Annotated in this window: 24 protein-coding genes and 1 riboswitch; of the genes, 17 read left to right on the top strand and 7 right to left on the bottom strand. The window is 46.8% G+C overall.

Going from position 1 to position 26,779, the window contains the following annotated elements; genetic code table 11:
- Positions 1–161: 161 nt before the first annotated feature.
- The 11 genes from tal to QUA53_RS02170 all read left to right on the top strand — a co-directional run bounded on the left by tal (position 162) and on the right by QUA53_RS02170 (position 10,725).
- On the top strand, positions 162–1,316 hold the full coding sequence (tal, locus tag QUA53_RS02120; RefSeq protein WP_333094993.1) for a transaldolase: 1,155 nt from the start codon (positions 162–164) through the stop codon (positions 1,314–1,316).
- Positions 1,317–1,577: 261 nt separating this feature from the next.
- A complete protein-coding gene (zwf, locus tag QUA53_RS02125) occupies positions 1,578–3,107 on the top strand; it encodes a glucose-6-phosphate dehydrogenase (protein WP_333094991.1) in 1,530 nt (509 codons plus the stop codon).
- Positions 3,108–3,262: 155 nt separating this feature from the next.
- Positions 3,263–4,627 carry a glucose-6-phosphate dehydrogenase assembly protein OpcA gene (opcA, locus tag QUA53_RS02130; protein ID WP_333094988.1) on the top strand — a complete coding sequence of 455 codons (1,365 nt, stop codon included), beginning with the start codon at positions 3,263–3,265 and terminating at the stop codon, positions 4,625–4,627.
- Between the two features lie 412 nt (positions 4,628–5,039).
- On the top strand, positions 5,040–6,635 hold the full coding sequence (locus QUA53_RS02135; protein WP_333094986.1) for a cobyrinate a,c-diamide synthase: 1,596 nt from the start codon (positions 5,040–5,042) through the stop codon (positions 6,633–6,635).
- A gap of 97 nt (positions 6,636–6,732) precedes the next feature.
- Positions 6,733–7,224, top strand: coding sequence for an ureidoglycolate lyase (locus QUA53_RS02140; protein ID WP_333094984.1), 492 nt, complete (start codon positions 6,733–6,735; stop codon positions 7,222–7,224).
- Positions 7,225–7,468: 244 nt separating this feature from the next.
- Positions 7,469–7,606: a hypothetical protein gene (locus QUA53_RS02145; protein ID WP_333094981.1), complete on the top strand. Its 138-nt coding sequence runs from the start codon at positions 7,469–7,471 to the stop codon at positions 7,604–7,606.
- 26 nt (positions 7,607–7,632) lie between these two features.
- Positions 7,633–7,941 carry a hypothetical protein gene (locus QUA53_RS02150; protein ID WP_333094979.1) on the top strand — a complete coding sequence of 103 codons (309 nt, stop codon included), beginning with the start codon at positions 7,633–7,635 and terminating at the stop codon, positions 7,939–7,941.
- An 11-nt stretch (positions 7,942–7,952) separates the two neighbouring features.
- Entirely contained in the window at positions 7,953–8,405 is a 453-nt protein-coding gene (locus QUA53_RS02155) for a hypothetical protein (RefSeq protein WP_333094978.1), read from the top strand.
- 95 nt (positions 8,406–8,500) lie between these two features.
- Positions 8,501–8,941: a KGK domain-containing protein gene (locus QUA53_RS02160; RefSeq protein WP_333094975.1), complete on the top strand. Its 441-nt coding sequence runs from the start codon at positions 8,501–8,503 to the stop codon at positions 8,939–8,941.
- A 119-nt stretch (positions 8,942–9,060) separates the two neighbouring features.
- Positions 9,061–9,237, top strand: a complete 177-nt coding sequence (locus tag QUA53_RS02165) for a DUF4089 domain-containing protein (protein WP_333095024.1) — start codon at positions 9,061–9,063, stop codon at positions 9,235–9,237.
- 24 nt (positions 9,238–9,261) lie between these two features.
- Positions 9,262–10,725 (top strand): AtzE family amidohydrolase, encoded by a 1,464-nt coding sequence (locus tag QUA53_RS02170; RefSeq protein WP_333094972.1) that lies wholly within the window; start codon positions 9,262–9,264, stop codon positions 10,723–10,725.
- Between the two features lie 11 nt (positions 10,726–10,736).
- On the opposite strand, the gene rpsU is transcribed toward QUA53_RS02170, so the two are convergent.
- The 4 genes from rpsU to QUA53_RS02190 all read right to left on the bottom strand — a co-directional run bounded on the left by rpsU (position 10,737) and on the right by QUA53_RS02190 (position 14,895).
- Complete coding sequence (gene rpsU, locus QUA53_RS02175) at positions 10,737–10,931, bottom strand: 30S ribosomal protein S21 (protein ID WP_006632476.1); 195 nt, start codon at positions 10,929–10,931, stop codon at positions 10,737–10,739.
- A gap of 172 nt (positions 10,932–11,103) precedes the next feature.
- Positions 11,104–12,238, bottom strand: a protein-coding gene (gene prfB, locus QUA53_RS02180; RefSeq protein ID WP_333094970.1) for a peptide chain release factor 2 whose coding sequence is annotated in 2 segments (ribosomal slippage) — positions 11,104–12,165 and positions 12,167–12,238 — 1,134 coding nt in all. Because the reading frame shifts where the segments join, the coding sequence is not laid out codon by codon here.
- Between the two features lie 95 nt (positions 12,239–12,333).
- Positions 12,334–13,917, bottom strand: coding sequence for a tetratricopeptide repeat protein (locus QUA53_RS02185; RefSeq protein ID WP_333094968.1), 1,584 nt, complete (start codon positions 13,915–13,917; stop codon positions 12,334–12,336).
- 249 nt (positions 13,918–14,166) lie between these two features.
- Positions 14,167–14,895, bottom strand: coding sequence for a Bax inhibitor-1 family protein (locus QUA53_RS02190; protein WP_333074202.1), 729 nt, complete (start codon positions 14,893–14,895; stop codon positions 14,167–14,169).
- Positions 14,896–15,447: 552 nt separating this feature from the next.
- Here QUA53_RS02190 and QUA53_RS02195 point away from each other — a divergent pair.
- Positions 15,448–15,774, top strand: a complete 327-nt coding sequence (locus QUA53_RS02195) for a PEP-CTERM sorting domain-containing protein (RefSeq protein ID WP_333094967.1) — start codon at positions 15,448–15,450, stop codon at positions 15,772–15,774.
- A 72-nt stretch (positions 15,775–15,846) separates the two neighbouring features.
- Here QUA53_RS02195 and bchD read toward each other — a convergent pair whose 3' ends face one another.
- Together bchD and QUA53_RS02205 are read right to left on the bottom strand one after the other, a co-directional pair.
- Positions 15,847–17,952: a magnesium chelatase ATPase subunit D gene (bchD, locus tag QUA53_RS02200; protein ID WP_333094965.1), complete on the bottom strand. Its 2,106-nt coding sequence runs from the start codon at positions 17,950–17,952 to the stop codon at positions 15,847–15,849.
- 34 nt (positions 17,953–17,986) lie between these two features.
- Positions 17,987–19,270 carry a HAMP domain-containing sensor histidine kinase gene (locus QUA53_RS02205; protein ID WP_333094964.1) on the bottom strand — a complete coding sequence of 428 codons (1,284 nt, stop codon included), beginning with the start codon at positions 19,268–19,270 and terminating at the stop codon, positions 17,987–17,989.
- A 207-nt stretch (positions 19,271–19,477) separates the two neighbouring features.
- On the opposite strand from QUA53_RS02205, the gene QUA53_RS02210 reads away from it, so the two are divergent.
- Positions 19,478–20,815, top strand: a complete 1,338-nt coding sequence (locus QUA53_RS02210; RefSeq protein WP_333094963.1) for an ArsB/NhaD family transporter — start codon at positions 19,478–19,480, stop codon at positions 20,813–20,815.
- Between the two features lie 75 nt (positions 20,816–20,890).
- Here the strand turns inward: QUA53_RS02210 and QUA53_RS02215 are convergent, their stop codons facing one another.
- The gene (locus tag QUA53_RS02215) at positions 20,891–22,087 is read right to left on the bottom strand and encodes a sensor histidine kinase (RefSeq protein WP_333094960.1); all 1,197 of its coding nucleotides are present in this window, start codon (positions 22,085–22,087) and stop codon (positions 20,891–20,893) included.
- Positions 22,088–22,258: 171 nt separating this feature from the next.
- A riboswitch (cyclic di-AMP (ydaO/yuaA leader) is annotated at positions 22,259–22,471 on the top strand.
- A gap of 99 nt (positions 22,472–22,570) precedes the next feature.
- Here QUA53_RS02215 and ntrB point away from each other — a divergent pair.
- The 4 genes from ntrB to QUA53_RS02235 all read left to right on the top strand — a co-directional run bounded on the left by ntrB (position 22,571) and on the right by QUA53_RS02235 (position 26,695).
- Entirely contained in the window at positions 22,571–23,419 is an 849-nt protein-coding gene (ntrB, locus tag QUA53_RS02220) for a nitrate ABC transporter permease (RefSeq protein WP_333094957.1), read from the top strand.
- 65 nt (positions 23,420–23,484) lie between these two features.
- Complete coding sequence (locus QUA53_RS02225; RefSeq protein WP_333094955.1) at positions 23,485–24,915, top strand: ABC transporter substrate-binding protein; 1,431 nt, start codon at positions 23,485–23,487, stop codon at positions 24,913–24,915.
- Between the two features lie 108 nt (positions 24,916–25,023).
- A complete protein-coding gene (locus QUA53_RS02230) occupies positions 25,024–25,863 on the top strand; it encodes a nitrate ABC transporter ATP-binding protein (protein WP_333094952.1) in 840 nt (279 codons plus the stop codon).
- A 46-nt stretch (positions 25,864–25,909) separates the two neighbouring features.
- Complete coding sequence (locus QUA53_RS02235; RefSeq protein ID WP_333094950.1) at positions 25,910–26,695, top strand: universal stress protein; 786 nt, start codon at positions 25,910–25,912, stop codon at positions 26,693–26,695.
- Positions 26,696–26,779 lie beyond the last annotated feature (84 nt).

Below are 26,779 nucleotides of genomic sequence, written 5' to 3' on the forward strand. Positions count from 1 at the left end.
CGGATGTCAGGAAGACGGAAGAAGGAAGAGGGTTTTAACTTATAACTTTCGACTCCCAATTACCAATTCCCCATTGCCAATTTTCAATTACCAATTTTCAATTTTCCATTTCCAATTTCCAAGTCCAAATTAACAGCTATCAACTTGTAGGAGTTACAGTAATGACAGCAACGTCAACGAATCACCTGTTAGAAATTAAAGAAATTGGCCAAAGTATCTGGATGGACAATTTGACTCGCGATCTGATCGAGTCCGGCGAACTCAAAAAGATGATTGAAAGTAGGGGACTGCGCGGGATTACATCTAATCCGGCTATTTTTGAGAAAGCGATCGCGGGTAATGTGATTTACGACGCAGATATCGAAGCCGGCATCCGGGCGGGTAAATCTGTAATGGAGATTTACGAATCTCTGGTATTTGAAGATATCCGCAACGCTTGCGACATCTTCGCCCCAGTTTACGCAGAGTCGAAGGGTTTGGACGGGTACATTAGCATTGAAGTGCCACCGACGATCGCCAACGATACAGAAAGCACGATTAGCGAAGCCATGCGCTATTACCAAGCCCTCGGCAAAGAAAACGTGATGATTAAGATTCCGGGAACCGCTGAAGGTTTGCCCGCAGTCGAGCGAGTCATCAGCGAAGGCATTAACGTTAACGTGACTTTGCTGTTCTCAGTTGACAGCTACGTCGAAACCTTCTGGGCTTACATTCGCGGTTTGGAAGCGCGGGTGGCTAAAGGTTGGGATGTGAGCAATATTGCTTCTGTTGCCAGTTTCTTCTTGAGCCGGATCGACATCAATATCGATGGCAAGATTGACGAGAAACTCAAAAATGTCACAGATATTTCCACAAAAGCTAAACTGGAAGCAGTGAAGGGGAAAATTGCGATCGCCAATGCGAAGATAGCTTACCAGAAGTATAAAGAGATCGTAGCGAGCGATCGCTGGCAAGCATTAGCGGCTAAAGGAGCGAAAGTGCAGCGCTTATTGTGGGCTTCCACCAGCACCAAAAACCCCAACTATAGCGATGTGATGTACGTCGATGAATTAATCGGCCCCGACACCGTTAACACTTTGCCACCGAACACCGTTGAAGCTTGTTTCGATCACTGCGATGTCGCACCCCGGATTGAAAACAATGTTGCAGAAGCTTACACCCTGATCGAAAGTCTCAAAGATCCGGACATCGACATCAACTTGGACAAAGTGATGGAAGACTTGCTCATCGACGGGATTGAGAAATTCGTCAATCCGTTCCAATCGCTGATGGATTCCTTGCAAGAGAAAGTCCAGAAGTTGTCACCCGTCGCTTAGGCAGATATCTGTATCCTGAAAGGCAGAAGCATTTAGGAATGGGAGTAGATAATTATTTGGGTTCTTAAAGGCTGAGTTTTAAATCCTCTCTAGGAATTTTGAGATAAATGGGTGTCAGAGTTCCTAGAGAGCAAAATCATCTGCCTCCTCTAGCAGTATTAAGAATCGATTAACTCTCTCACCCAGCAACTAGCAGAAATGACCGCAAACTATCATGGTGTCTTGGCAGGGTTAACACCACTAGAACAAGGAAAATAAATAATGGTAACGCTACTTGAAAATCCACTGCGGGTCGGTTTGCGAAAAGAACGGGTGCCAGAACCACAAATTCTGGTAATCTTCGGAGCTTCTGGGGATCTCACCCAGCGCAAACTGGTACCTGCCATTTATCAGATGAAGCGCGATCGACGCTTGCCACCGGAAACTACCGTCGTGGGAGTAGCCCGCCGTCCTTGGAGTCACGATTACTTCCGTGAGCAAATGCGCGAAGGCATTGAAGAATTTGGCGGCGGCATTGGCAATGAAGAATTTTGGCAAGATTTCGCTAAAGGTTTGTACTACTGTCCGGGCGACATTGATAACCCCGAAAGCTATCAAAAACTCAAAGATTTCTTAGCGGAACTTGACGAAGAAAGGAGAACTCGCGGCAATCACATATTTTATCTCTCGGTTTCCCCGAACTTTTTCCCAGAAGCAATTAGGCAACTGGGCGAGGCTCAAATGCTGGTCGATCCAGCAAAACACCGCTTGGTAATTGAAAAACCCTTCGGCCGCGACTTGAGTTCAGCAAAAGCTCTTAACCGAGTCGTGCAGAAGGTTTGCCAAGAACAGCAAGTTTACCGGATTGACCACTATTTGGGTAAAGAAACTGTTCAGAATTTAATGGTGTTCCGGTTTGCGAACGCGATTTTTGAACCGCTGTGGAATCGACAATTTGTCGATCACGTACAAATTACAGTTGCAGAAACAGTAGGCGTAGAAGACCGGGCGGGTTACTACGAATCCTCTGGGGCGTTGCGGGATATGCTGCAAAACCACTTGATGCAGATTTTCTGTCTGACGGCGATGGAACCGCCGAACTCGCTCGACGCTGACAGCATCCGCACCGAAAAGATGAAAGTTCTGCAAGCAACTCGCTTGGCAGATTTGCATAATTTGGAGTTCTCAGCGATTCGGGGTCAATATTCCGCAGGTTGGATGAAGGGCAAACCCGTGCCGGGATATCACGAAGAACCGGGGGTTGCTCCCAACTCGACAACGCCGACTTTTGTGGCGATGAAGTTTATGATTGACAACTGGCGCTGGCAGGGAGTGCCTTTTTACCTGCGAACCGGCAAACGGTTGCCGAAAAAAGTTAGCGAAATTGCGATTCAGTTCCGCGAAGTTCCGCTGCTAATCTTTCAGTCCGCGGCCCAACAAACTACTCCTAACGTTTTGACTATGCGCGTGCATCCGAACGAGGGGATTTCGCTGAGGTTTGAGGCGAAAATGCCGGGGCCGGATTTGCGGACGCGGACGGTGGATATGGATTTCAGTTACGGTTCTTCCTTTGGGGTGACATCTTCGGATGCTTACGATCGACTGTTAATTGACTGTATGCTGGGCGACCAAACTTTGTTTACCCGTTCTGATGAAGTGGAAGAAGCTTGGCGGGTGGTAACGCCGGCCCTGATGGAGTGGGAATCGTCCAACGACCAAGATTTGGTTCCTAAATACGAAGCGGGTACTTGGGAACCGGCGGAAGCAGAACTGCTAATTAACAGAGACGGCCGCAAGTGGCGCAGACTTTAAGAGTGATTAGTCAGCATTTATTAGTCATTAGTTATTGGTCAGCCTTAGTATTAGTGATTAGCTAATAACTACTAACTAATAACTAATAACTACTAACTAATGACCCAGGACTAATAACCAATGAGTAATGACTGATAACAAGGGAGAGAAGATTTATGACGATGACACCTATGAAAGCTCCGCCTCTGGTTTCGCTGCAAAATCCTAAAGATGTGTCGATCGACCAAATAGAGGCCGAATTGAGTCAAATTTGGGAAAGTTACAGAGAATCGGGGTCGAAAGGGGATGTTCCGATCGCTAGTAGGGCAACAACTTTTACTTTTGTAGTCTACGAACCCGAAGAAACTCAGCGGTTATTGGCGGATCTGGGATTTTACGACGGGCCGGTGGACGGTATTACCGGGCCGATGACGGCATCTAGCATCAGGGCGGCTCAAAAAGCTTACGGGCTGCCGAGAACTGGCAAACCTAACGCTGAATTGCTGGCAACTTTGCGGGAAGAAGTGGCTCGCAAAAATTCAAAAGGCGAGGAGATGGGATCGAGTGGTTTGGGTTCCGGGGGATCGGGCGTGGCTGATGCGATTGTGGCTGCCAATCCCTGCCGGATTATTGCTCTGTGCCCGACGGCGGGAGAAGATACGGGCGTGCAGGCTCAAGTGGCTGCTTATTGTCCGGTTCACAAGCGCACCACGGGCAATCTGATCTGCTGCGAGTATATAACGCTCCGGGGTACGGAAGCTGCTTTGGAACGGGTGAGCGGCATCGTGACGGCGTTGACTATCGCTGATTTGCCGACGCTGCTGTGGTGGAAGGCGAATCCTGATGCCGATCGAGGTTTGTTCCAGCGGCTGGCGGCAATTAGCAGTTCTGTGATTGTTGACTCTAGCAGCTTTGCCGAGTGTGAAGCGGAATTGCTGTTGATGCACAGTCTCATCGAAGAGGGAATTCCGATCGCGGATCTGAATTGGCGCCGGCTGGCTGCGTGGCAGGAGTTGGCTGCTGAGGCTTTTGACGCCCCGGAACGCCGCGCTGCGATTCGGGAAATCGATCGGGTGACGATCGATTACGAACAGGACAATTCTACGCAAGCGCTGATGTATTTGGGTTGGCTGGCGAGCCGGCTTCAGTGGCGTCCGGTTGCTTTCAAACAAGAAGAGGGCGATTACCAAATCAAGCGAATTAAATTCGCGGGGCCGGACGAACGGGTTGTAGAAGCGGAGTTGGCTGCTATTCCTACTGCTGATACGGGCGATGTCCCGGGCGATTTGATTGCTCTGCGTTTGAATTCTACGAACGAGAAGGCTGACTGCGGTACGGTTCTGTGTTCGGAAGTGGGCGGCTGTATGCGGATGGAAACGAAGGGCGGCGCTCAAACCGATCGGTTTAACCAGGTGAGTCCTCTGTTCGATCAGGTGACGGAACAGTTGCTGGGCCAACACTTGCAGAGTTGGGGCCGAGATGTGCTTTACGAAGAAAGTTTGGCAGTGACGGCTCAAATGCTGAAGTTAGCTAAGCGGTAAAAAGAGGTTCGGCAACGGATTGTGTAGCGGATGTAACCGATGTAACGGATGGATGGAATCACGAGAAAGGAGAAAAAAATAAGCAAGACGGATTGAGTTAATATTCAGTGGGGCAGGCAATGTCTGCCCTACTTTTATTCTTCTCTTTTCTTCCTTCGCGCTCTAGCGCTTACGCGCGGCTTCGCTTAACGCGTCTTCGCGGTTCATTAAATAGTTATTATTTGAGCGGTGCGAGAGCAATACTCATAACTTTATCAAGTGTCTATTTTTATGAGGAAAGATTGCATAAATCTTTTATTGATACAGAAACCGCAGATGCAAGCCAGATTAACACAGATAAACGCAGATAATTTCGTGATTGGAAAGCAACTTTGACAATCTTATATATTATTTATTTTAACTAACTATAACTATGACTTTAGTAATTGCTGGCGAACGCAGCGGTGCGGGAAAGACTACTGTAACGATCGCCCTTTTAGCTTATTTAATCCGCCGCGGCTTGAATGTTCAATCTTTTAAGGTTGGCCCGGATTACATTGACCCGATGTTTCATGCTTTTGTTACTGGTCGCCCCTGTCGCAATTTAGACCCGGTATTAACGTCTGAATCTTATGTAAAAAAGTGTTTTTCTCGTCATATTCAAGATGTCGATTATGCCTTAGTTGAAGGGGTCATGGGGCTATTTGATGGGGTTTCTCGGAAGAAAGAAGAAGAAAGTTCGGCAACGGATTTCGTAACGGATGTAACGGATAAAATTTCGGCAACGATTGTACGAGATGTAAAGGATTTAACGGATTTAAGGAAGCCAGAAGGAAAACAACACTATTCTATTTCCTTTGCTTCTACGGCTCATGTTGCTTATTTGCTGAATTTGCCGGTATTGTTTGTGATAGATTGCAGCAGGCTCTCTGGTTCTGTGGCTGCGATCGCCCACGGTTTTCGTTCTTTTAACCCTGACCTTAAATTCGCTGGTTTGGTGCTCAATCGGGTGGCGAGCGATCGACATTTGGAACTGCTTCAAGATGCTCTCAAACCGCTCAATTTACCGATTTTGGGCGTTTTGCGTAGAGATGAGGCTGTTACTATTCCAGATCGACATTTGGGGCTGATTCCGGCTGAGGAGTTGCCGAATCTTCATGCTGCGATCGATAAACTGGCTGATTTGGCTGCTGTTAGTTTTGACTGGGAGCAACTTTTGCCTTTGTTGGCTGCAACTCGAAATGGGGGAGGTGAGGGGCCTGAGCAACTTTTTGGTAGACACAATTTCCCTTCGGGAATTGTAGTTAAAAAAGATGATGTTGTCAACAGTTTGGGAAAACAATTTGGAGTGAGGATTGCAGTTGCGCGCGATCGGGCTTTTAATTTTTACTATCAGGACAATCTTGATTTGTTGGAAGAGTTGGGTGCGGAGTTAGTATTTTGGAGCCCGCTTGATGACTCGGTTTTTCCTGACAATGTGCAGGGGTTGTATTTTGGCGGCGGTTTTCCCGAAGTGTTTGCTCAAAAATTGAGCGGTAATGTTTTAATTCGGGATGCGGTAAGAAGTGCGATTTTTTCGGGAATGCCGACTTATGCGGAGTGCGGCGGTTTGATGTATTTGTGCGATTCTATTGTAGACTTCGATGGCAATTCTTGGGAAGGGGTGGGTGTGTTGAAAACTGCTGCTGCGATGGGAAAGCGTTTGACGCTGGGATACCGAGAAGCTGTGGCGGTGAGGGATAGTTTGGTGTTAACTGCTCTTGATGAGGTTTGGGGACATGAGTTTCATCGATCGCATTTAACTGTCGAACCAAGTAATCCAGTTTATCACAGTTGGAGGTATGGGAAGCGGGGGGAGGTTGAGGCGGTTGCTGAAGGTTGGGGAGTTTGTCAGGTACACGCTTCTTATTTGCATTTGCATTGGGGTGCTCGGCCTGATATTCCGGCTCGTTTTTTGCAGCAGTGTGCTGATTTTGATTGTAAGGGTGTTTTGGGCGATCGAGAAAGCGAACTAGATTTTTTTATTTAATTAACCGCAGAGGACACAGAGGGCACAGAGAAGAGAATAGAGAGGAGTTACTGTATTAGAATGTTGATGACGGATCGAGCTAGGGATGTTGGGATTTATGAGCGAAGCAATTTCTACTAAGCAGTTATCCGCACAATGGGTGACACCGGAGAATTTTCGGAGTTACGGTCAAGTTATCTTTGCGGCTGTTGAGGGCAAGTCTTTCGATGCTGAGGATGCTCAGTTAAATTTGCAAAATGGTATTCCTAGATTTTACATTATGCGGCTGCACCATAAAGGTCGCAAGTTTGGCAAAATTACACGACACATTAAATGTACTCAGTGTTTGGGTTCTTTGGAGGGGAAGGATTGGTTGATGGCGGTTGCGCCTCCTGGGGATAGCTATAAACCGAGTTTAGAGGATATGGCTGCTTTTCGGATTCCGGGCAATTGTTTTATTAAGTTAGATGTGGGGACTTGGCACGCTGGGCCGTATTTTGATGCGGATTTTGTTGATTTTTACAATCTGGAATTGAGCGATACTAATGTGGTTGACCATTTTACCTTTGATTTGGTAAAAAATCACAATCTGGAGTTTGAGATTGTCTGATATTGGCGATTTGTAGTTGCGCTTTCTTGGGGTTGATTATGGTTATAGGTGGGTTTTTTGAGTAAGATTTTTTAACCGCAGAGGGCGCAGAGGACGCAGAGGAGGAAAAGGAGGGGGTTCGCAAGTGATTGGGGAATTCTTTTGGCATTACTAGGCTGAATCGCCACTAGGAAGATAGAGCTTACAAGTGTTAAAACAAGTGGATTTGTCATTTCTGAGCAAAAGTATAGCAGGGTTCTGCGCGATGTCGTTGTTGATTGTGTTGGACGCTGAGGATTGTTATGATGCAATTAGGAGGCGCGCTGCGGTTTGGTATGTGATTTCGCGGGGTAAGTTGCTGGCGGAAACTGCACCTGCTAAAATGAGTTTTTATGGTATTTGACAAACAATATTTGAAGCTGTTAAATTGTGAATCAAGGTGCTATTCCCGATGAGAGTCCCATAAATTTGCAGGAGCAACTGCTACTGCAAGATGCTAAGGCTGGTAATTGCAAAGTAATTCGTCGCGGTACAGATAGATTGTTGGGGGATGCGCCGAGACTTATTGCTGTTTATGGCGGGAATTATGAAGATTGGGATAAAATGACAAGTATTGAGGCTTTTGAAATTAATGGAGCTTCCGTACAAGTTCATTGGTTTCGGAACAGTCAGACTCTTCAAGATGTGGAGTTTAAGTTCAAGCGACAGTATCCCAAAATTGCTCCTAAAAATTTGTAGGTCATCAAGTTATGAAAATTCGTTGTATTGCTAATACGGGTGAATCTCTCCCTGATAAATATATAGATCCGCCACGTGGTTACACTAAAAAAATTAAGTTGGCATTAACAATAGGCAAAGAATATGTTGTTTATGCTATCCGAGAATGGCAAGGTACTATTTGGTACTACATCTGCGACGATATTTTTAGCTATTATCCGATGGAGAATCCGGCACCAATGTTTGAAGTAATTGACAGTAGAGTTTCTAAGTATTGGCGGTTTGAACTTTCGCCCAATGGCTTGTTAATGATAGCGTTTGAGCAGTGGTTTACTGACCCTTATTTTTATGATAAGCTGACGGATCAGGAAGAGGCGGAGGTTGAGATTTTTGAGAAGGTTAAGGAATTGATGGATGCTGAGGATTTTACTTTGCCTCCGCTGGATGTTGCCGTTGAGAAATTGCGGGAAACTGTCAGTGTTTGAGTTGGGAAAGTGCGATCGCAAATTGTTTCTTTACCACCTTGACTCAGAGATATTGAAATGGTATCAAAGAGGAATAACCCGAATTTTGAAAAAAAATGAACGATAAAATTGAATCCAATAAAAACTATGAGGCAGTAGGCGATGATGATGTTTTGTTATTCGGTCAAACAACTTTTCTGGTACGAAAGTTTAAAGAGCTATCGGGTAGCAAGTTGAGTGAGATCCTGGGGATTCCCGCAAATGGACAATACATAAGGGATTGGATGAGAGAGCTAAAGATTAACCCAGAAACAATAATTAGTGTAGGCGAGATTAACTGGAAATCGCATGAAGAAGGAATCGATTGTCAAATTATCAAAATTGGTTCCAAGGGTTGGCAAAAAGGAAAGGTTAAAATCGAAGTTAATAAAAACATAAAGTCTGGGGAAACGCAGACATCTATAAAGTTTTGTCCTGATGAACCACTAGAGCCAAAATCTCCTTTAGATGATATCAGACAATCTGAGGAATACAAAAAACTGAGCAATAACAACTGACAGCCCGATCGCGATTACAATACAATAATCGATCGCACCTATATCTGAACCTTAGATTTTCAACCGCAGATGAGGGCAGATGTACGCGGATGAACGCTGATGTTGTTTGGGATGGACTAATGACAAATATAGAAGAATATGTCGATCGCACCGCTGAACTGATAAACTTACCCTTAGACCCGGAACACCGCGCCGGTGCTGTGGTAAACTTCGAGAGGATATTTGCGATCGCCCGACTCGTTACTGAATTCCCTTTACCCCCAGAAGTAGAAGTCGCGCCGGTGTTTGAACCTTAGATTTTTAACCGCAGACGAGGGCAGATGAACGCAGATGAACGCAGATGTTTTTTAGATAAGGCTGATGCGGTTGCTACGGCAGCGGCGGTTAAATGTGGTAAGGTTACGGCTACAGAGGCGGTAAGTGCTGCTTTGGAACGGATTGCTGTTAAGGATAAAGCTGTTAATTGCTTTACTGCAATCACTGCATCAAGCGCCCTCGCAGCAGCCGAAAATATAGATAATTTGATCGCAAATAACCAAAACCCAGGCCCTTTAGCAGGCGTTCCCTTCGCAGTCAAAAACCTGTTCGACATCGGCGGAATTACTACTCTAGCTGGGTCAAAAATCAACGCTGGCAATCCTCCGGCTACCCAGGACGCGGCGGTGGTCGCCCGACTAAAACAAGCCGGGGCTGTGCTCGTAGGTACTCTCAACATGGATGAGTACGCCTACGGTTTCGTCACCGAAAACAGCCACTACGGGCCGACTCGCAATCCCCACGATACTACCCGCATCGCTGGCGGTTCCAGCGGCGGTTCCGCAGCAGCAGTCTCCGCCGGTTTTGTACCCGTCACCCTCGGTTCTGATACTAACGGTTCCATCCGCGTACCGGCTGCTTTGTGCGGTGTCTTTGGGTTTAAGCCTACTTACGGCCGTTTGTCCAGGGCTGGCGCTTATTTATTTTCGGGTAGTTTGGATTGTGTGGGGCCGTTTGGGCGATCGATCCGAGACATCGCGCTGCTGTACGATATCCTGCAAGGCCCTGATTCTCGCGACCCAGTTTGCACTCAACGCCCGCCAGAACTTTGTTCGCCGCAGTTAAATCAAGGCATCGAAGGATTGCGAATTGCTGTTGCTGACGGGTATTTCGCCACAGGGGCCGAACCGGAAGCATTGGATGCTGTAGAAATAGTTGCTAAAGCCTTGACAAATGTCTTGGATTGTGGTACAGCTACAGAAAAAACAACAAACCCCCCAAAAATAGGGGGGCTTGCAACTGTCAGCATACCGGAATCCGATCGCGCCAGGGCTGCGGCATTTATCATTACCGCCTGCGAGGGGGGAAACTTGCATTTAGACAATTTACGATCGCGCCCTCAAGACTTCGATCCTGCCACGCGCGATCGCTTTTTAGCGGGAACCCTGATCCCTGCGACTTGGTACTTGCAAGCGCAGAGATTCAGACAGTGGTACCGCGATCGAATTCGCGAAATATTCCAACAAACAGACATCATCCTCGCACCCGCCACCCCGATAGCAGCCCCTGAAATTGGCGTCGAGAAAATGGTAATAGCCGGACAAGAAATCTTAGTGCGTCCCAATCTCGGACTGTTCACCCAACCCCTATCATTTATTGGCTTGCCCGTTCTTTGCGTGCCCGTACAGCGGCCCGGCGCTTTGCCCTTGGGGGTACAAATTATTGGTGCTCCCTACAGCGAAGCGGTGATTCTCCGAGTCGCTGCGGTACTAGAATCGCAAGGCATTATATCTGCCGAATCAATTTAGTGCTAATAATTCTAGGGTTTGTTGTTGCGGTGAAAGCGTCTCTTAGTCCTTCTGGCAATAGCTTTGCGCTTCTGCTTTTCCAACGGGGTTTCAAAGTGGCGGTGCTTTCTCATGTCGGGGAAAATACCCGCTTTGGAAACTTGTCGCTTAAACCGTCGCAGGGCTGACTCAATCCCTTCATTTTCGCCTATTACAACTTGGGTCATTATTTCTCCTTTTGTTCGTTAGATCAAGTTTTATCATATCAAGGTTTTTGGCCGCACGACCTGTTGAAGGTCGGGCGATCGACCAAAACCCCAAAATTATACCAAATCCGCTGCCATCACGGCTCTTAATTCTTTAGTCTGCACAGGCAGACTTTGTATGTCAAGGAGCGAATTAGATTCCCGCGGTTGCATCGGTTTGGGCTATCAACTGATTTTCCTGCCGCAGGTAAGCTTGAATAAACTGGTCTAATTCGCCGTTCATCACATCTGCGATGGCGGTTGTTTCCACCCCTGTACGCAAATCCTTGACCATTTGGTATGGGTGAAAAACATAATTGCGAATTTGGTTGCCCCAAGCCGCCTCCACCATGTCGCCGCGAATCTCGGCAATTTCCGAAGCCCGCTGTTCCTTAGCAACCACCAACAGTCTAGCCTTGAGTAATGCCAAAGCTTTTTCCTTATTTTGCAACTGACTGCGTTCTTCAGTGCAGCGGACGGCCAAACCAGTAGGAATGTGAACGATGCGGACTGCGGTTTCTACCTTGTTAACGTTTTGCCCGCCCTTGCCGCCAGCGCGGGAAGTCGTGATTTCCAAATCTTTTTCTGGAATGTCCAACTTGACGGATCGATCGAGAATTGGCATTACTTCGACGCCTGCAAAACTGGTTTGACGCTTGTCGTTAGCGTTAAAAGGCGAAATTCTGACTAAGCGGTGAGTGCCTTTTTCCGATCGCATATAACCGTAAGCGTAGCGGCCGACTATTTCCAAAGAAGCAGATTTAATACCTGCTTCCTCTCCCTCGGAAATTTCCATTAAATGTACTTTGTAACCTTGACTTTCCCCCCAGCGGGTGTACATCCGCAGCAGCATTTCGGCCCAGTCTTGAGCATCTGTGCCGCCGGCCCCGGCGTTAATCGTCAAAACAGCGCCGCCTTCGTCGTAGGGCCCAGATAGTAATTGTTGCAGTTCCCACTGGTCGAGTTCGCGGGTTAACTGAGAAAGACTCGATGAGGCTTCTTGGAACAGGGACTCGTCGGCCTCTAACTCCAGCAGTTCTAAAATAGCTTTAGCATCTTCCAAGCTCGTTTGCCAGCCGCGATATTGTTCTAAATGAGATTTGAAGTCATTAAGTTCTTGGAGGGTTTCTTGAGCTCGATCTTGGTCATCCCAAAATGCTGGTTGGGCGCAGATTTGCTCTAAGTCTTGAATTTTGGCTGTGAGTGCGGGGATGTCAAAGATAGTCCTGGGTTGCACCCAGTCGATCGGACAATGTTTCGATATTGTGTTTGATGTCTAGAACTTCCACTATTAGTCCTCTTGGTTTTGGGTGGTAATATCGATTTTAGCTGAAATTTCGACATTTCAGCAATTAATCCATGTATCCGTGTCGTGCCTTCCTTCTTATATATACTGCGAACCTGTTGAATTGAAAGTTTTACCGCATTCGTGAGCGCATACGTCCAACCTTTTAGAACAGGAAAAACTTTTGGTGAGGTCTTCGCGAAACCAATCTCTGGCGATCGCCTCTTTCACCGATTGAGTTCTGAGAGAATTAAAGCCATTTCCGTACTTTTCAATTAAAGCCAGCATTTGCGGTCTGTAAGTGTGGTTATAAACAGCGTATTTAGTATGGCTTACCCAACAGCAAGGCCAGAGTTCCGCTTCAAAACTGATGAAAATCTCTTTGCTGGCTTGAGTTTGGCAGCTAATTTCTACATTTCGGTAGTAATTGTTTAGGCTGCCAAATTTTTCTACAGCTTGGATAAATTGGTCTCCCTGGGGATTTTTATATTGTTCCAACGATGGGGGTTGGAGTTCTTCGCTGGCTGCCTTTGATGGGATAGAACGACTTGGTTCTGGTGCCTGAGAGGTTTCGATAGCTATAGCTTGATACCAAGCATAATTTGCTTTTTCTGGTTGCCCCAACTGCGTCAACACTTGAGCTAAATTGCGATAAGCTCCGGCAAAATTGGGTTTAAGCTCGATCGCCTTTTGGTAATAAGCACTCGCTGGCTGCCACTGTTGCTGTTGAGCGTAAAGACTGCCGACATTAGCATAAACTTCTGGAAAATTAGGCTGAATTTTGAGGGCTTTAGCGTAACAATCTGCTGCTGCTTGCATCTTCCCCAAACCTTGAACAGCATTGCCTAAAGTTTTCCAGGCTGCTGCAAAATTAGGTTGAATTTTGAGGGCTTGTTGGCTGGCTGCGATCGCCTCTGATAGCTTTCCTTGTTTCAAGCATTCCTCAGCTTGTTTGTGCAACCCAACAGCGGTCTGTGTTTGATTTTGAGGGGCTGACGCATTATTTGTTGCTGGTTGGTTGGGGGGATCGCTCTTAGCCTCTACCTGAGAGTTTTCTGGCTTCTGAGGCTGTTGATTTGCGGACTCTTTGTCATAAATCTCTTTTGCCACAAAACGAGAGGTTGCTTTCGGTACAAACTCGACAAATCCTAGTTGTTGGGCTAAATCGCGTGCTGCTTCTACTTGGTGCTGGTTGTGTTCAAATATCAAGTAGTGCCATACAGCTTTTCCGCCAGCTTGGATGAAGGCATTAACCGACTGCATTATCCTGTCCCAGTTGGTATTTTGGCGGTAGATGCTGTTAGTATCGGCCAACCCGTCGATACTAAAAATTACGCGATCGTGTTCTCCTGTCATCGCCTTTGCGAGGGTTTGCCACCAGTCGGGATTGCGTCCGCTACCGTTGGTGTACAGGGAGATATGAGGAACTCCCATGCGGTGCAAATACTCGATCGCGGGAATTGTGGTATTGCTAGTCATAGCATCGCCGTAGTTGCCGCACATATACACCAAATCCAACTGAGAGCAAAACTCTTGTGGGAAAATTCTCTCAATATCCTCCATCTTTAATTCCGCCCCCGGCAAAATCGGGTTGCCGGTGCGGGGACACTGCGGACAAGCTGCATTGCACCTGGAGGTAATTTCTACGCTGACTCTCCTAATATCTTCATATTTTAAGTACATGAGTTTTCCCCGATTAATTTGTGATTAATATTGAAATCGCGATCGACACAATTAGATAGCAAGAGGTTTGGTAGAGTGATTAAAAAGTAAAATTATACCTTATCCTTGCCGCCTGTGAACATGATATAAGTTTTTTGTATGTAGGACAAAGGAGGCGAGGACGACTATCTTGATTCCAAATCTTAATAAAAAAAACCGCGGCCGGATGTCGATCGGGCCGCGGTTTTTTTTATTAAGCTAAAGTTTCAATTAATCGCGGCTGTTGATAGCAATCAGCAGGCGCAGAATGAAAATGAACAAGTTGATGTAGGTCAAGTACATCGACAGAGCGGCGGGCAAATACTGGTCGTCGCGGTAACTGCGGGGTAATATGTAAAAATCGACGATCGCAGCGCCGGCAAATATAAACACGCCGATGCCAGAAATGCCAATTTCCAACCAGGTTGGGGTGTAGACGCCAAAGAGAGAGAGCAGAAACTGACCGCCAACGACGACTAACAAAGCAATCACACCTAAACTGATAGTTTTGGTGAGGGCCATGCCATCTTGTTCAGAAAGGTTGGAGCCAATTTGGCGGGCGGCGATAAAGGTAATGCCGCATCCGAGGGCTGCAAAAGCGATGCCGGAGATGCCGACGCCTTGGGTTCTGAGGGCTGTAAATACCAATCCGCTGAGGGTGTAGCCGGAAAGCAGGCTGTAGGTTGCCAGCAGGGGCAAAGCGGTGTTTTTGTTGCCTTGTTCGGCGGCGCCGCGGGCAATGAAGAAGAGAATTAATTCTACGACGATCGCGGCAATGAATGTGGGAAAGAAGATGCTGGGATAGTTACGAATCACTCCGAGCCCGCCGTAGGTGCCGACAGCAGTTAAGACAAGTCCGCCTCCCACGAAGGGGAGAGCGTTGGAGATGACGTTGGGGCCTACCAGCGCGTGGTTTTTGGCCTCGCGCACGGCTTCGCGGAAATTGCTAGTGTTACTCACGAGGATTTACCTAATTTTGGCTGAGAATTGCTATCTATCATTTTGACAGCTTTACACTTTGTTTGCAAAACCTGAAAGAGTTTAAAGATTTGATAAAGAACGGGGGTGAAATCACTCCAAACCAGGGATCGATTGTTTATAATAGACTGCGTACAAGTCGGTGCTGTTTCGCTGTCTCGCTGCAAAGCTATAATTTAGTTTAAAGTATCGGCGCTATCTGGGGCCAAGGGCTAGCTTAAAGTCGCGCAAATCACAGATAGCTGAAGTCAATCAATTTGGGAGGGGAGATTTACGATTGGGGATTATACAGTATATGCTAGAGGCAGTAGCCCAAGTTGATTTTAGGTTTTTGATTCGCGACTTAGTTGAAACTAGGGACAAGAAACTTCAATAATCTAAAATATAAAATATAAATAAAATCTAAAATCTAAAATCTAAAATCGGTTCCGTTAATTGCTAAGGTAGCTCAGACAGTAGCTCAGACACAGGATACCGAGAAAATAAATGAAAAGATCGAGTTGTATCGACAAACTGCTAAATAGGTAATGTCCAATGCCCACCTTTTTTGAGCGCAAATTATTGCCCCCTACAGCGGGGATTTTATTGGCTGCAGCCGCCATTATTTGCAGCGGTCAAGCTGCACTTGCAGCTAATGTCCGAGCCGTTTATACGGCTACTTCAGGCCAGGGTTCAGAAAATTTGCTGCTGGCTCAGACAGGTCAACTCCCCCAAAGTACAACTTCTTCAACCCCGAGCCGGGGGACGGCAAACCGCGTACCTCTGCCCGTAAGAATTCCTGAGCCTTCGACGGTGGTAGGGTTGGGTTTAGTTGCCGGTTCGCTGGCGGTGAGTCGCCGGAGAGCAAGAGTAAAAAATTAGACTTTTGGCCAAAAGTCTAATTTTTTGGTTTTTAACTGCAGATAAACGGAGATAAATCCGGGTGTCAGGATTTTAGCCGATCGCGTCGCGCAGAGCATTTTTAGTCATAGCTGCGATCGACTGTTCGGTAGCTTTGGGCAAGTGATAGTATTTCCCTCCAGAAGTCTTGGCCAATTCCTTCGCAAAGCCAGTCGAAATAAACTTGCTTTCGGTATCAATTACCAGCAACTGCATTCCCAACCCGCGAATTTTGGCAGCAATTTCTAACAATTCCTGCTTAATATCAGGCTTTTTTCCCTCTACAATCGGTTCGCCCAAAGAACGAGCCAAAGGAATATTACCGCGTCCGTCTGTAATGGCGACAATCGCAACTTGACCGATATCTCCAGACTGCCGCGCGTTGACTCCCACCCGCACTGCTTGAGTCAAACCGTGGGCCAAGGGGGAACCGCCTCCGCAGGGCAACCGTTCCAAACGCTTGCGGGCCAAGGCTATCGAGCGAGTCGGCGGTAGCAGCACTTCTGCTTGTTCTCCGCGAAAGGGAATCAGAGCAACTTGGTCGCGGCTTTGATAAGCTTCTGTGAGTAGCTGCATGACTGCACCTTTGGCCGACTGCATCCGGTTGAGGGCCATCGAACCCGAAGCATCGACGACAAATACGACTAAAGCTCCAGCTTTTCTGGCCAAGCGCTTCGCCCGAATGTCTCCCTGTTCCACAAATACACGGCGCTCAACTCCCCCTTGTACCCCCGAAGCTTGGGGGGGGTTAGAATGCCTGTCGCGGCGGGCTTTTTGGTAGGGTGCGGCGGCTCTGAGGGTGGCGTCAACGGCGATGCGGCGGACGGGGCCTTTGGGTAATACTGGCTTGACGTAACGGCCTCTATCTTCCGAGAAAATGGTGCTGCGGCTGCCGGATTTGCCTTGGCGGCTGGCGGCTTGGGCGAAGAAAAGCACGCTGGGGTCGAGAATTACGCCTTCGGGGTCGAAAAGAAATTCTTCGGGAATGGTATCTTTTTCTGGTTCTTGTTCAGGTTCCGGGTTGTCTTCATCCTCTTGGTCTTCTTCGTCTTCTTGCTCGTTTTCTGGTTCGTCTTGTTCTTGTTCTGACTGCTTTTGGGGAGGCGGTGGGGGCGGAGGAGGAGGAGAGTTTTCGTCTGGGGGAGTTTGGATGATGGTGGCGCGGGGTACGATGACTAATTCTACGGCGCGGCGCAGGTCTTCGGCGTTAACTTCTGTGCGTCCCTCCATGGCGGCGGCGGCTTTGGCGACGCGGACTGCGAATATTTCGGCGCGGTGTCCTTGAACGCCACCCCGGATGGCTTCTTCTACTAGGTAGGCAATTTGTTCGCGTTTAATGCTGACATCTTTGAGCCATTCTCTGGCTAGGATGATTTGGGTTTTGAGGTTGTCGGTGTCTTCGCTGTATTGATTGAGAAAGTCTTGGGGGGAGCTGGAGTAGGATAAAGCTTGTTCTACTGCATAGACTCTTTCTTGTAGTTCGAGTGCTGCGTCGGCTGAAAGTACGATCGCGATGCGATCGAGCAAATGTTCTCTCAGCGGCCCTTCTTCGGGGTTGTAGGTGGCGATAAATAGAGGTTTGCAGGGGTGTTGAAAGCTGATGCCTTCGCGCTCTATTTGGTTGCGCCCTTCGGTTAATACTGTTAGCAATTGGTTGGAAATGTTGTCATCGAGGAGGTTAATTTCGTCTACATATAGTACGCCTCGATTTGCTTGGGCTAGGAGTCCGGGTTGAAATACGGTTTGACCGAATTTTACTGATTGTTCGACATCGACTGAACCTAAGAGTCTGTCTTCGGTGACACCCAAAGGAATTTGAATGAACGGTGTGGGAATTATTTCAGTAGTTAAGGAATTAGTATCGGTGGTGTGGGCATCTTGCCCGCCATTTTCTGCTAACAAGCCTGATGCCTGTTCGGCAATAATTTCATTAGGTTCGGCGTTGCAAAAAGAATCTTTAACAATTTCAATGGGTGGTAGTAATGAGTGCAAGGCGCGGGCCATTACTGATTTTGCTGTACCGCGGCGGCCTGCGATCGCCACTCCTCCCAATCCGGGATCGACTGCTGCTAACAGCAGGGCTAATTTGATTGCTTCTTGCCCGACTACGGCGGTGAGGGGAAAGGCTGTGGTGGAAGGGCTAAGGTTGGCTGCGGGCATAGGATTTTCGGATGTAAAAATTTGAACTTAATGTTTAGCTTACTTCTTGGAGTATTTTAACTTCTTGGGGTAGAATCACGGTAAAAGTTGAGCCTACTCCTATTTCTGATACTAACTCGATTTTGCCTTGGAGCAGCGTGACGAGCCGCGATACTATTGCTAATCCCAGGCCAGTGCTTTCGGTGGGAAAGAGCTGTTTGCCTGCTTCTCCTGCTTGAAAGAAGGGGTCAAAGATGCGCTTTGTATCTTCCGGGGCGATGCCAATGCCGGTATCTGTAATTGCGATCGCCCACTTTCCTTCTCCAGCAGAGTGGCAACTTAATTCGATGCTACCAGATTCTGTATAGCGAATGGCATTGCTCAGCAGGTTGATCAGAATTTGTTGCAGCCGCTGTGCGTCGGCGATTACTTGTCTTGGGGCGCAGTCGCTGGTAACAGCGAGCTTTAGTCCTTTAGCATCAGCAATTGGCTGCATCATTTCTACTACGGTGTTAATTACTGATTGTACATTAGTTCGCTGCAGGTTAAGTTTAATTTTGCCGGCATCAGCGCGAGAAAGTTCTAGTGTGTCATTAATCATGCGAAGCAAGTGTCTGCCGTTACGCAATACTCGCTCGATGTGTTCGATGCCGGGGAGGGTATCTTTGACTTCTGATTGCCATTTTTCTTTTCGCAGGAATAGTTCGGAATAACCAATAATTGAGTTGAGAGGAGTTTTGAGTTCGTGAGCCAAATGGTAGACGTTTTCTTGATGGACGCTGACGAGGCGAGAGAGTTCTTGATTGGTGAGTTGTAACTGAGTTTGGATTTGTTGAAGTTCCTGCAGCCTCTGAGCTACGTAGCTGTTGAAACACTGGGCAATTGCTTCGTCTAGTACGGCATCTATCAGCCGAAAAGCTCTGAATACGTCGGCGGTGCTTCCTGCTAGCAATTCGGATTCTAATTGCGAGAATATTACTTGACGCAATAAGTGGTATTCCTGGGCTACTTCTGCTGCGTCGTAGCCTTGTTCGGCTCTGAGAAATCCGTGATCTAAACTGGCTTCAATTATTAGTTTTATTTCGCTGTTTTGATATTGGGAAAGCACTGTGGTCATCGCCTGCAGCAGGTGAGGTATGTGATTTTCGATTGCTGAGTGCGGTAAGGCGTCAGCGGTTTCAATTTTCCGATCCTGACGAACTGCTTCAATCCAGTTTTGGACGATAGTATCGGTTTTGTCGGCGAGCACTTGGCTGTAGTCCATGATTTCTGCGTGGGGGTTGAGTTTGGCAGAGATTGCCCATGCTTCATTGTAGTTGAGCGATCGCCCGATCGCCATATCAAACTTCGGGCGATCGCGACCCTCCCAAAAGAAGTAGTTTTGAGGTGATTTTTTCCCTGTACCGGAAAGCTCTTGATGAGTTGCTCCCAGCTTGTGGCTGCCAAAATCAGCACTTAAATTTATTGACAGAAGAGCCAGAAAGTAGTATATTCACTCGAACCGAAAGTTTTTAATTTTTAAGTTTTATTTTTTTCAGGGGACTAAATGGAAAACCTGCAAGCTGTGATTGCTGCAACAACATTTATATGTGTAATTTTCTTAATAATTACAGAATGGATACACCTCACAGTTGCGGCATTTCTTGGAGCGGTAATTCTGGTTTTTACCCACGTGATGACGTTAAACAACGCGATCGAATATATCGGTCGGAGTCACGCCACCCTGGGCTTATTTTTCGGAGTCATGGTAATGGTGAGAGCCTTTGAGCCTACCAAAGTATTCGAGTATTTGGCAACTCAAATTGTGCTTCTGGCTAAAGGCAAAGGTAAAAATCTCTTGCTGGGTATTGTCGCAATTACTACGCCAATTTGTGCAGTTTTGCCCAATGCTACGACAGTCATGCTGCTAGCACCATTAATTCCGCCTATGGCAGAAGAAGTCGGTGTAGATTTTGTGCCGTTACTGATTTTAATGGTATTTGTAGCTAACAGTTCGGGACTGCTAACAATAGTAGGCGACCCGGCGACATTCATTGTCGGCGATGCTATTAACATGAGCTTTGCAGATTACCTGATAAAGTTAAGTTTGGGCGGGGCAATTGCCGTAGGAGTGATAGTAGTTATGTTGCCTTGGCTGTTCAGCGAAATTTGGCACAAAAACTTAGAGGATTTGGAACATTTGCCGAGCCCAAAAATTAATCACCCCCGAGTCTTAGCAGTGGGCGGCTTAATTATAACTTTCGTGCTGACATTTTTTGTCATAGGAGAGTCTCTGCCCGTGCCTATTTCACCTGCAGCGGTTGCTTTGTTGGGGGCTGCTTTGGCAATGCTTTTAGCTCACCATTCCAAAATTGATTCTGTTAATAATATTTTGCGGGATTTAGATTGGAGCACGCTCCTATTTTTTATGTCTATCTTTGTGCTGATTGGCGGTTTGGAAAAAACCGGAGTTATCGGCAATATATCTGGAATATTAGCAGTAATTTTAGGGAAGAATATTTTTCTGGGTTCTTTAGTTTTGTTATTTTTTGTGGGTTTGTTGTCGAGTGTGGTGCCAAATATTCCGCTGGTAGTGGCGATGGTGCCGCTGCTAAAACAGTATGTTGTTAATATCGGGCTCGCACCGGCAGAGGTGCTGGCTCCCGATTTTGCAGGGCAGTTTCCACCTGCTGTGCTGCCGCTGTTTTATGCGATGATGTACGGAGCAACTTTAGGCGGAAACGGCACTTTGGTAGGAGCTTCTTCTAATATAGTGGCGGCGGGAATTTCTGAACTGCACGGGCGCCGCATTTCTTTTCAAACTTTTCTGCGTTATGGGCTGCCTGTGATGGCGGTGCAATTGGTGGCTGCGGCTGTTTATGTAACTCTTCGGTTTCTGATTTGAAGTCAGAAGCAAGAGGGAAGAAGTCAGAAGTCAGAGGGCAGAGGGAATAAAAATTAGTTGGTAATACTAAAGCATCTAAAATTCAGCCAATTCTAAGGGAAAAATTACAGTGAAGGAAGAGCCAACTCCTACTTGAGAAACTAATTCGATTTTACCTTGCAAGAGCTTGACTAATCGAGCGACAATTGCTAACCCTAAGCCGGTACTGTCAGGAATGCCAGAGCTTAGGGAGTTGTCTGCTCGAAAATAGGGTTGAAAAATCCGCTCGCAGTCTTCGGGAGCAATGCCAATTCCTGTATCTGAGACAGTTACTGTCCAATATTTATCTGGCAAAAGTTCGCTTTTTATTGTAACAGTACCGGCTGTGGTGTAGCGAATGGCGTTGCTGGTTAAGTTTGTGATAATTTGCTGCAAGCGCAAGCAATCTGTCACCACTCGCTCGTCTGAGAGATGGCACTCTACAGCTATCTCTAAACCTTTTGCTTTCGCTAAAGGCTCAATTATTTCGACAACAGTGGCGAGTACATCTGGCAGGCTGATTGCAGTTAGCTGTAACTTTATTTGTCCGGCTTCGTACCGCGAAATTTCCAGAGTATCGTTGATCAATCTCAGTAACAGTCTGCCGCTGTTGAGGACTCTATCAATATGTCCTATATTGGGAACAAAACCTTTAATTTCGGAATAGTTTTGTTGCTGGCGCAAAAACAAATCTGAGTAGCCGATAATAGAGGTGAGGGGAGTTTTTAATTCGTGAGCTAAGTGAGATAAGTTCTCTTGATTGGCGCGAACTAAGCGAGTCAGTTCTTGATTTGTAAGTTGCAATTGGTTTTGCAAATCCTTTAGTTCTTGGAATCTTTCCTGGGTAAAAGTTTGGAAACATTTAGCAATTACTTCGTCGAGGGCCGTGTCAATTAAGCGGTAAGCTCTGCTGACTTCGGCGGCAGAGGCTTTTACCAATTCTGGCTCTAAAGCCTCGAAAATTACCCAGCGCAGCAAGCGGTATTCCCGCGCAATTTCTTCGGCGTCGTAGCCTTGTTTTGCCCTGAGAGTTCCGTGTTCTAAACTTTTTTCTACGAGTGTGCGAATGTCGCTCTCTTGGGATTGGGAAAGCATAGTTACGATCGCTTGTAGTACCATTGGAACGCTGTCGCGCACGCCATTGTAGGTGAGTTCTTTAGCGGTCTCGAGTTGGTCGTCGGAGCGTACAGCTTCGATCCAGTTTTGTATAATTATGTCAATTCGATCTTGCAGCGCGAGGCTAAAGTCTCTCATGGCTCAAGTAGAGAAAGAAGTGGCCGATCGCATTTTATCTCTCTAGGTGAGTTTAATTAATTAACTTTTGGAATTTTCTCTCAACTTTGGAGCTTTGCCGATCGCCAATGGCTACTCCTAAAGACATATTGACAAAAGCAAATGCTCGTGCTAGCTTAAGTTAAATTGGCTTAAAAAGTCAAGCCTAATCCAGCACTGCGCGATCGAACCAAGCGTGTGGCTGGAGCGGAGGAACCAATTTTAGGGGCTAATTTCTACAGAATTAAAAAGCAAAGTTAAAAATTGCCAAATTTGAGTGTAATTTTTGATTTTGAAATCTAAGGAGAAGGACATCTCTCAGTCCTAGCCCGTCAGCTAACTTCGCAGGCATTGAGAAGAGACTGAAAAGCCAAATTTCTGAAAAAGATTGTTTGGCTTCGTCAGTGTCTCAGGTTGGTATTGTTCAAGATTCTTGTACCTGCCCTGACTCTGAAGGAGATTGAAATGTTCATACAGCTTAATTTATCTGCGATCGTACTTGCAGGAGTTGCAACGTGGAAGCGGGTCAAACCCGTTGTCATCCGAGATGCTGTTTTGTTGCCTGCGGCTGGTTTTTTGGGAATTCTTGGTGTGTGGTGGATTGTTGCCAGCTTCAACAGCGATTTGATTCCCACTCCCTATCAGGCGTTAATCGCTAATTTAGATTACATATTCCATCCATTTTATCAGCGCGGGCCTGGAGATTTAGGCATTGGCTGGCTGCTGCTAGCGAGTTTGCGGCGGGTGTTGGTGGGATTTTTCCTGGGTGCAGCAGTTGCGATTCCCGTGGGATTTCTGATCGGGATGTCGAAACCGGCAATGATGGCGCTCAATCCGCTGATTCAAATCTTCAAACCAGTGTCGCCGCTAGCTTGGCTGCCGATAGCTTTATCGATTTTTAATTTAGCAGAGCCGTCGGCAATTTTTGTCATATTTATCACGTCTTTGTGGCCGACAATTATCAACACAGCTTTGGGAGTTTCTAGCGTTTCCCAGGATTATCTGGATGTGGCGCGAGTTTTGGAAATCCCGCAATGGAGGCGGATTACCAAAATAATTTGGCCGGCGAGTTTGCCATACATTTTTACAGGTTTGCGGATTAGTTTAGGGATTGCTTGGCTGGTGATTGTGGCGGTGGAAATGCTGACAGGCGGTGTGGGAATTGGCTTTTTTGTCTGGGATGAGTGGAGCCGTTTGAATCTAAGTTCGGTATTTTTAGCGGTGTTGGTAATTGGCTTAACTGGATTGTTGCTCGACGCTGCAGTTGACAAAGTTCAGGAATGGGTAACGCATCGATCGGTCATTAATCATTAGTGATTAGTCATTAGCTCACGGTTATTGATGACAGACATTTAGTTATTAGCGATCGAGAATTAAATATGAGTGACAAGTTTTCCAATGAATGGAACCGCCGAGAGTTTTTTCAAGGAATGGGAGCGGCGGCGGCGGGAATGGTTTTATCTGGTTGTGGAATTAGCGCGGATCGATCGGCAAAAGGACTCACAGAAGAAGCCTTAGCCGTAAAGCCGGTAGTCGATTCCCGAACCTTAGAAAAACCCAATTTAACCGTAGGATACGTGCCCGTTAACGATTGTGCACCATTTGCGATCGCCTGGAAAAAAGGCTTTTTCCGCAAATACGGTTTAAACGTCAAACTCAACCGCGAAGCAAGCTGGGCAACCTCCCGCGACGGCGTAATCTTCGGCCGCCTCGACGCCTCCCCAGTCGTATCCGGCGCCGTCACAAACGCCCGAATTGGCGCCGAAGGAGCGCGCCACGCACCCCTGTGCGCGGCAATGACAATTCACCGCCACGGCAATGCCATGACGATGAACAAAGCTATGTGGGATTCCGGTTTACGCCCTTGGCACGAATACAACGGCAATTTGGAAGAATTTGGCAAACAATTTCGAGCTTTTTTTGACAGTCAGCCGTCGGAAAACAGAGTTTGGGCAGTGGTTCTGAGTTCTGCGATTTACGAATACTTTATCCGCTACATATCGGCGGCTGCGGGTGTCGATCCGTTCAAAGAATTTCGGGTAATTATTGTGCCGCCGCCGCAGATGGTAACGAACATCAAGATTGGCGCCATGCAGGCTTACATGGTGGCAGAACCTTGGAATACGCGGGCAATTCAAGGCAATTTGGGAGTGGGTTTTACCTTCGTGCAAGGCAAGGAAGTTTGGCTGGGACATCCCGATCGCCTTTTGGGAGTAATGGAATCATTCATTGAGGAAAACCCGAAGACTTATTACTCGTTGGTTAAGGCAATGGTGGAAGCTTGTCAGTATTGCAGCAAACCGGAAAATCGCAGTGAAATATCGGCGCTGCTGACTGAGCGATCGTTCACGGGGGCGAGACCGAAAAAAGGGGCGATCGACAAATTTACGCGACCGGCAATAGTTGGCGACTACAACTATGGAGGGTTTGACGGAAAAGACCGCACCCTACAATCGGAAGATGCAACTATTTTCTATGACATTCCTAAGAATTTGCCTCAAATACCGGGAAATCATTCAACATTTCTGTGGCAGTCTCAGAGTATTTGGTTGATGACTCAAGCCGCTCGCTGGGGACAGATTAAAGAAGTTCCAAAAAATGCTGAGGAATTAGCTAAAAAAGCTTGGAGAACCGACGTTTACCGCAAGATTGTTGCCGAAATGGGGATCGATTGTCCCCAGGAGGATTACCAAGTGGAACCTGCGGAACTTTTTATTGATAAAAAGGCATTCGATCCAAGCGATCCGGTGGGTTATTTGAATAGTTTTGAAATTCGAGCCAACCGTCCTCAGTCTTTTTTTCAGTCTTAATTTCTACATTCCTGAACGCAGAACCTCTGCGAGGGGGCGAACCTTACCGGCGCTTACCCAACCGGAAGGAAATCAAATTAACACTTTACTACTTTTTAGGAGAATACCGTGACTCAATACTTTTCTACTTCTATCGAAGCCAGCAGCCAAGTCAAGAAGCAGCCTGAATTTTTGGAAATCAACAACTTGTTCAAGTCGTATAAAAATCCTGACGGTAGCGAATTTAGCGTTTTGGACAATATCAATTTAAGTATTGGAGAAAACGAATATATTTCGGTAATAGGTCACTCGGGCTGTGGCAAATCAACGCTGCTAAAAATAGTGGCTGGTTTGGAAAAACAGAGCAGGGGTATGGTGACACTGGAAGGAAAAGAAATTCGCAAACCTGGAGCCGATCGCATGATGGTATTCCAGCACTACGGATTGCTGCCTTGGCTGACAGTGCGCGAAAATATTCGGCTTGCAGTTGATGAAGTTTTGCAAAGTCTTAGCCGTCCCGATAAGATTAGTCTTGTCAACGAACACCTAGCAATGGTAAACTTAACGGCAGCAGCCGATAAATATCCAGACGAAATTTCAGGAGGCATGAAACAGCGGGTTGGGATTGCGCGAGCTTTGGCGATTCGACCGAAAATGTTATTAATGGACGAACCGTTTGGAGCGCTGGATGCTCTAACTCGTGGCAAGTTGCAGAAACAGGTGCTGGATATCTGGGAAAATCACAGACAAGCTGCAATGATGATTACTCACGATGTGGATGAAGCTATCTATATGTCCGATCGCATTGTGCTGATGACAAACGGTCCGGCGGCGACAATAGGGGAGATTTTGTCAGTGCCCTTTTCGCATCCGCGCGATCGCCAAGAGTTGCGGGAATCGAAGGATTATTACGAACTCCGCAACTATGCTTTGAATTTTCTCGATCGCTACTTTACTCAAGACGAATAACACCCGACCGATCGACATAATAATTAACTTAAGAGAGGTTAAGCCTGTGAATCTCAAAACAATGTTAGCGCGTTTTGAAAGTGCATTGGGATACCAAAATTTAGCAGAAGAAATGGTATTGCTGCCAGAGCAAACATTACCAGTTTCTAAGAAATCAAAATCCCCAAAACAGGCAAAAACTATCAATTTTATTGTCGGTTACAACAGTTCTCCCCAAAGTCAAATAGCTCTGGATATTACCCTTTGGATGGCGCATCAAACTCGTTTAGTAACAACTAAAGAAGTCACGGTTCAAGTCGTCTACGTGATCGACGAATCGCCAAAAAGTTACGGTGAAGATAATTGCAAATTTGCTGTAGCAAATGCCTTGGTCGCACAGCAGAAAGTGTCTAATTTAGAGGAAGCATTCGCCCTTAATTGTGCAGCGCCTGCGCTGGCTTTACAAACCGAAATCTCATCGCTATCCCAGCAAAAAAGTTGGCTCGATCCGCATTATTTTCGAGAAATTTTTGGTCAAAAAAATGAGTACGAGGTAGCAGATAAGTTGCTGTGGCAAGCGCGCTGTTTGGCTGAGGAGTGGCGCGGTTTATTCAAAGCTCATTTACGCATCGGGCGGGTTGCTACAGAACTGAGAAATGTGGTTGAATTAGAATCAGCCAACTTACTTTTCTTGGGCTGCGATTCGGGAAACCACTCGCTGGTTAGGGAACTAGGCAATAATTTTCCGTGCTGCGTACTGGGGATTCCTTCGGCACTCAGCTATCAGATGGAGGTTCAGCCTGAAGAAAGTTTGAGTAAGTTACAGTTGGCTACAACTATACCTGCACATTAAACTGGTTCAGCACTTACGCAAAACTATATGTAAGGTTCGCAGTGCAAACCCTACCGCTATAAATTCGCGCGCTAAACATTTTTT

The organism is Microcoleus sp. Pol12B3 (assembly GCF_036701355.1).
GTDB lineage: Bacteria > Cyanobacteriota > Cyanobacteriia > Cyanobacteriales > Microcoleaceae > Microcoleus.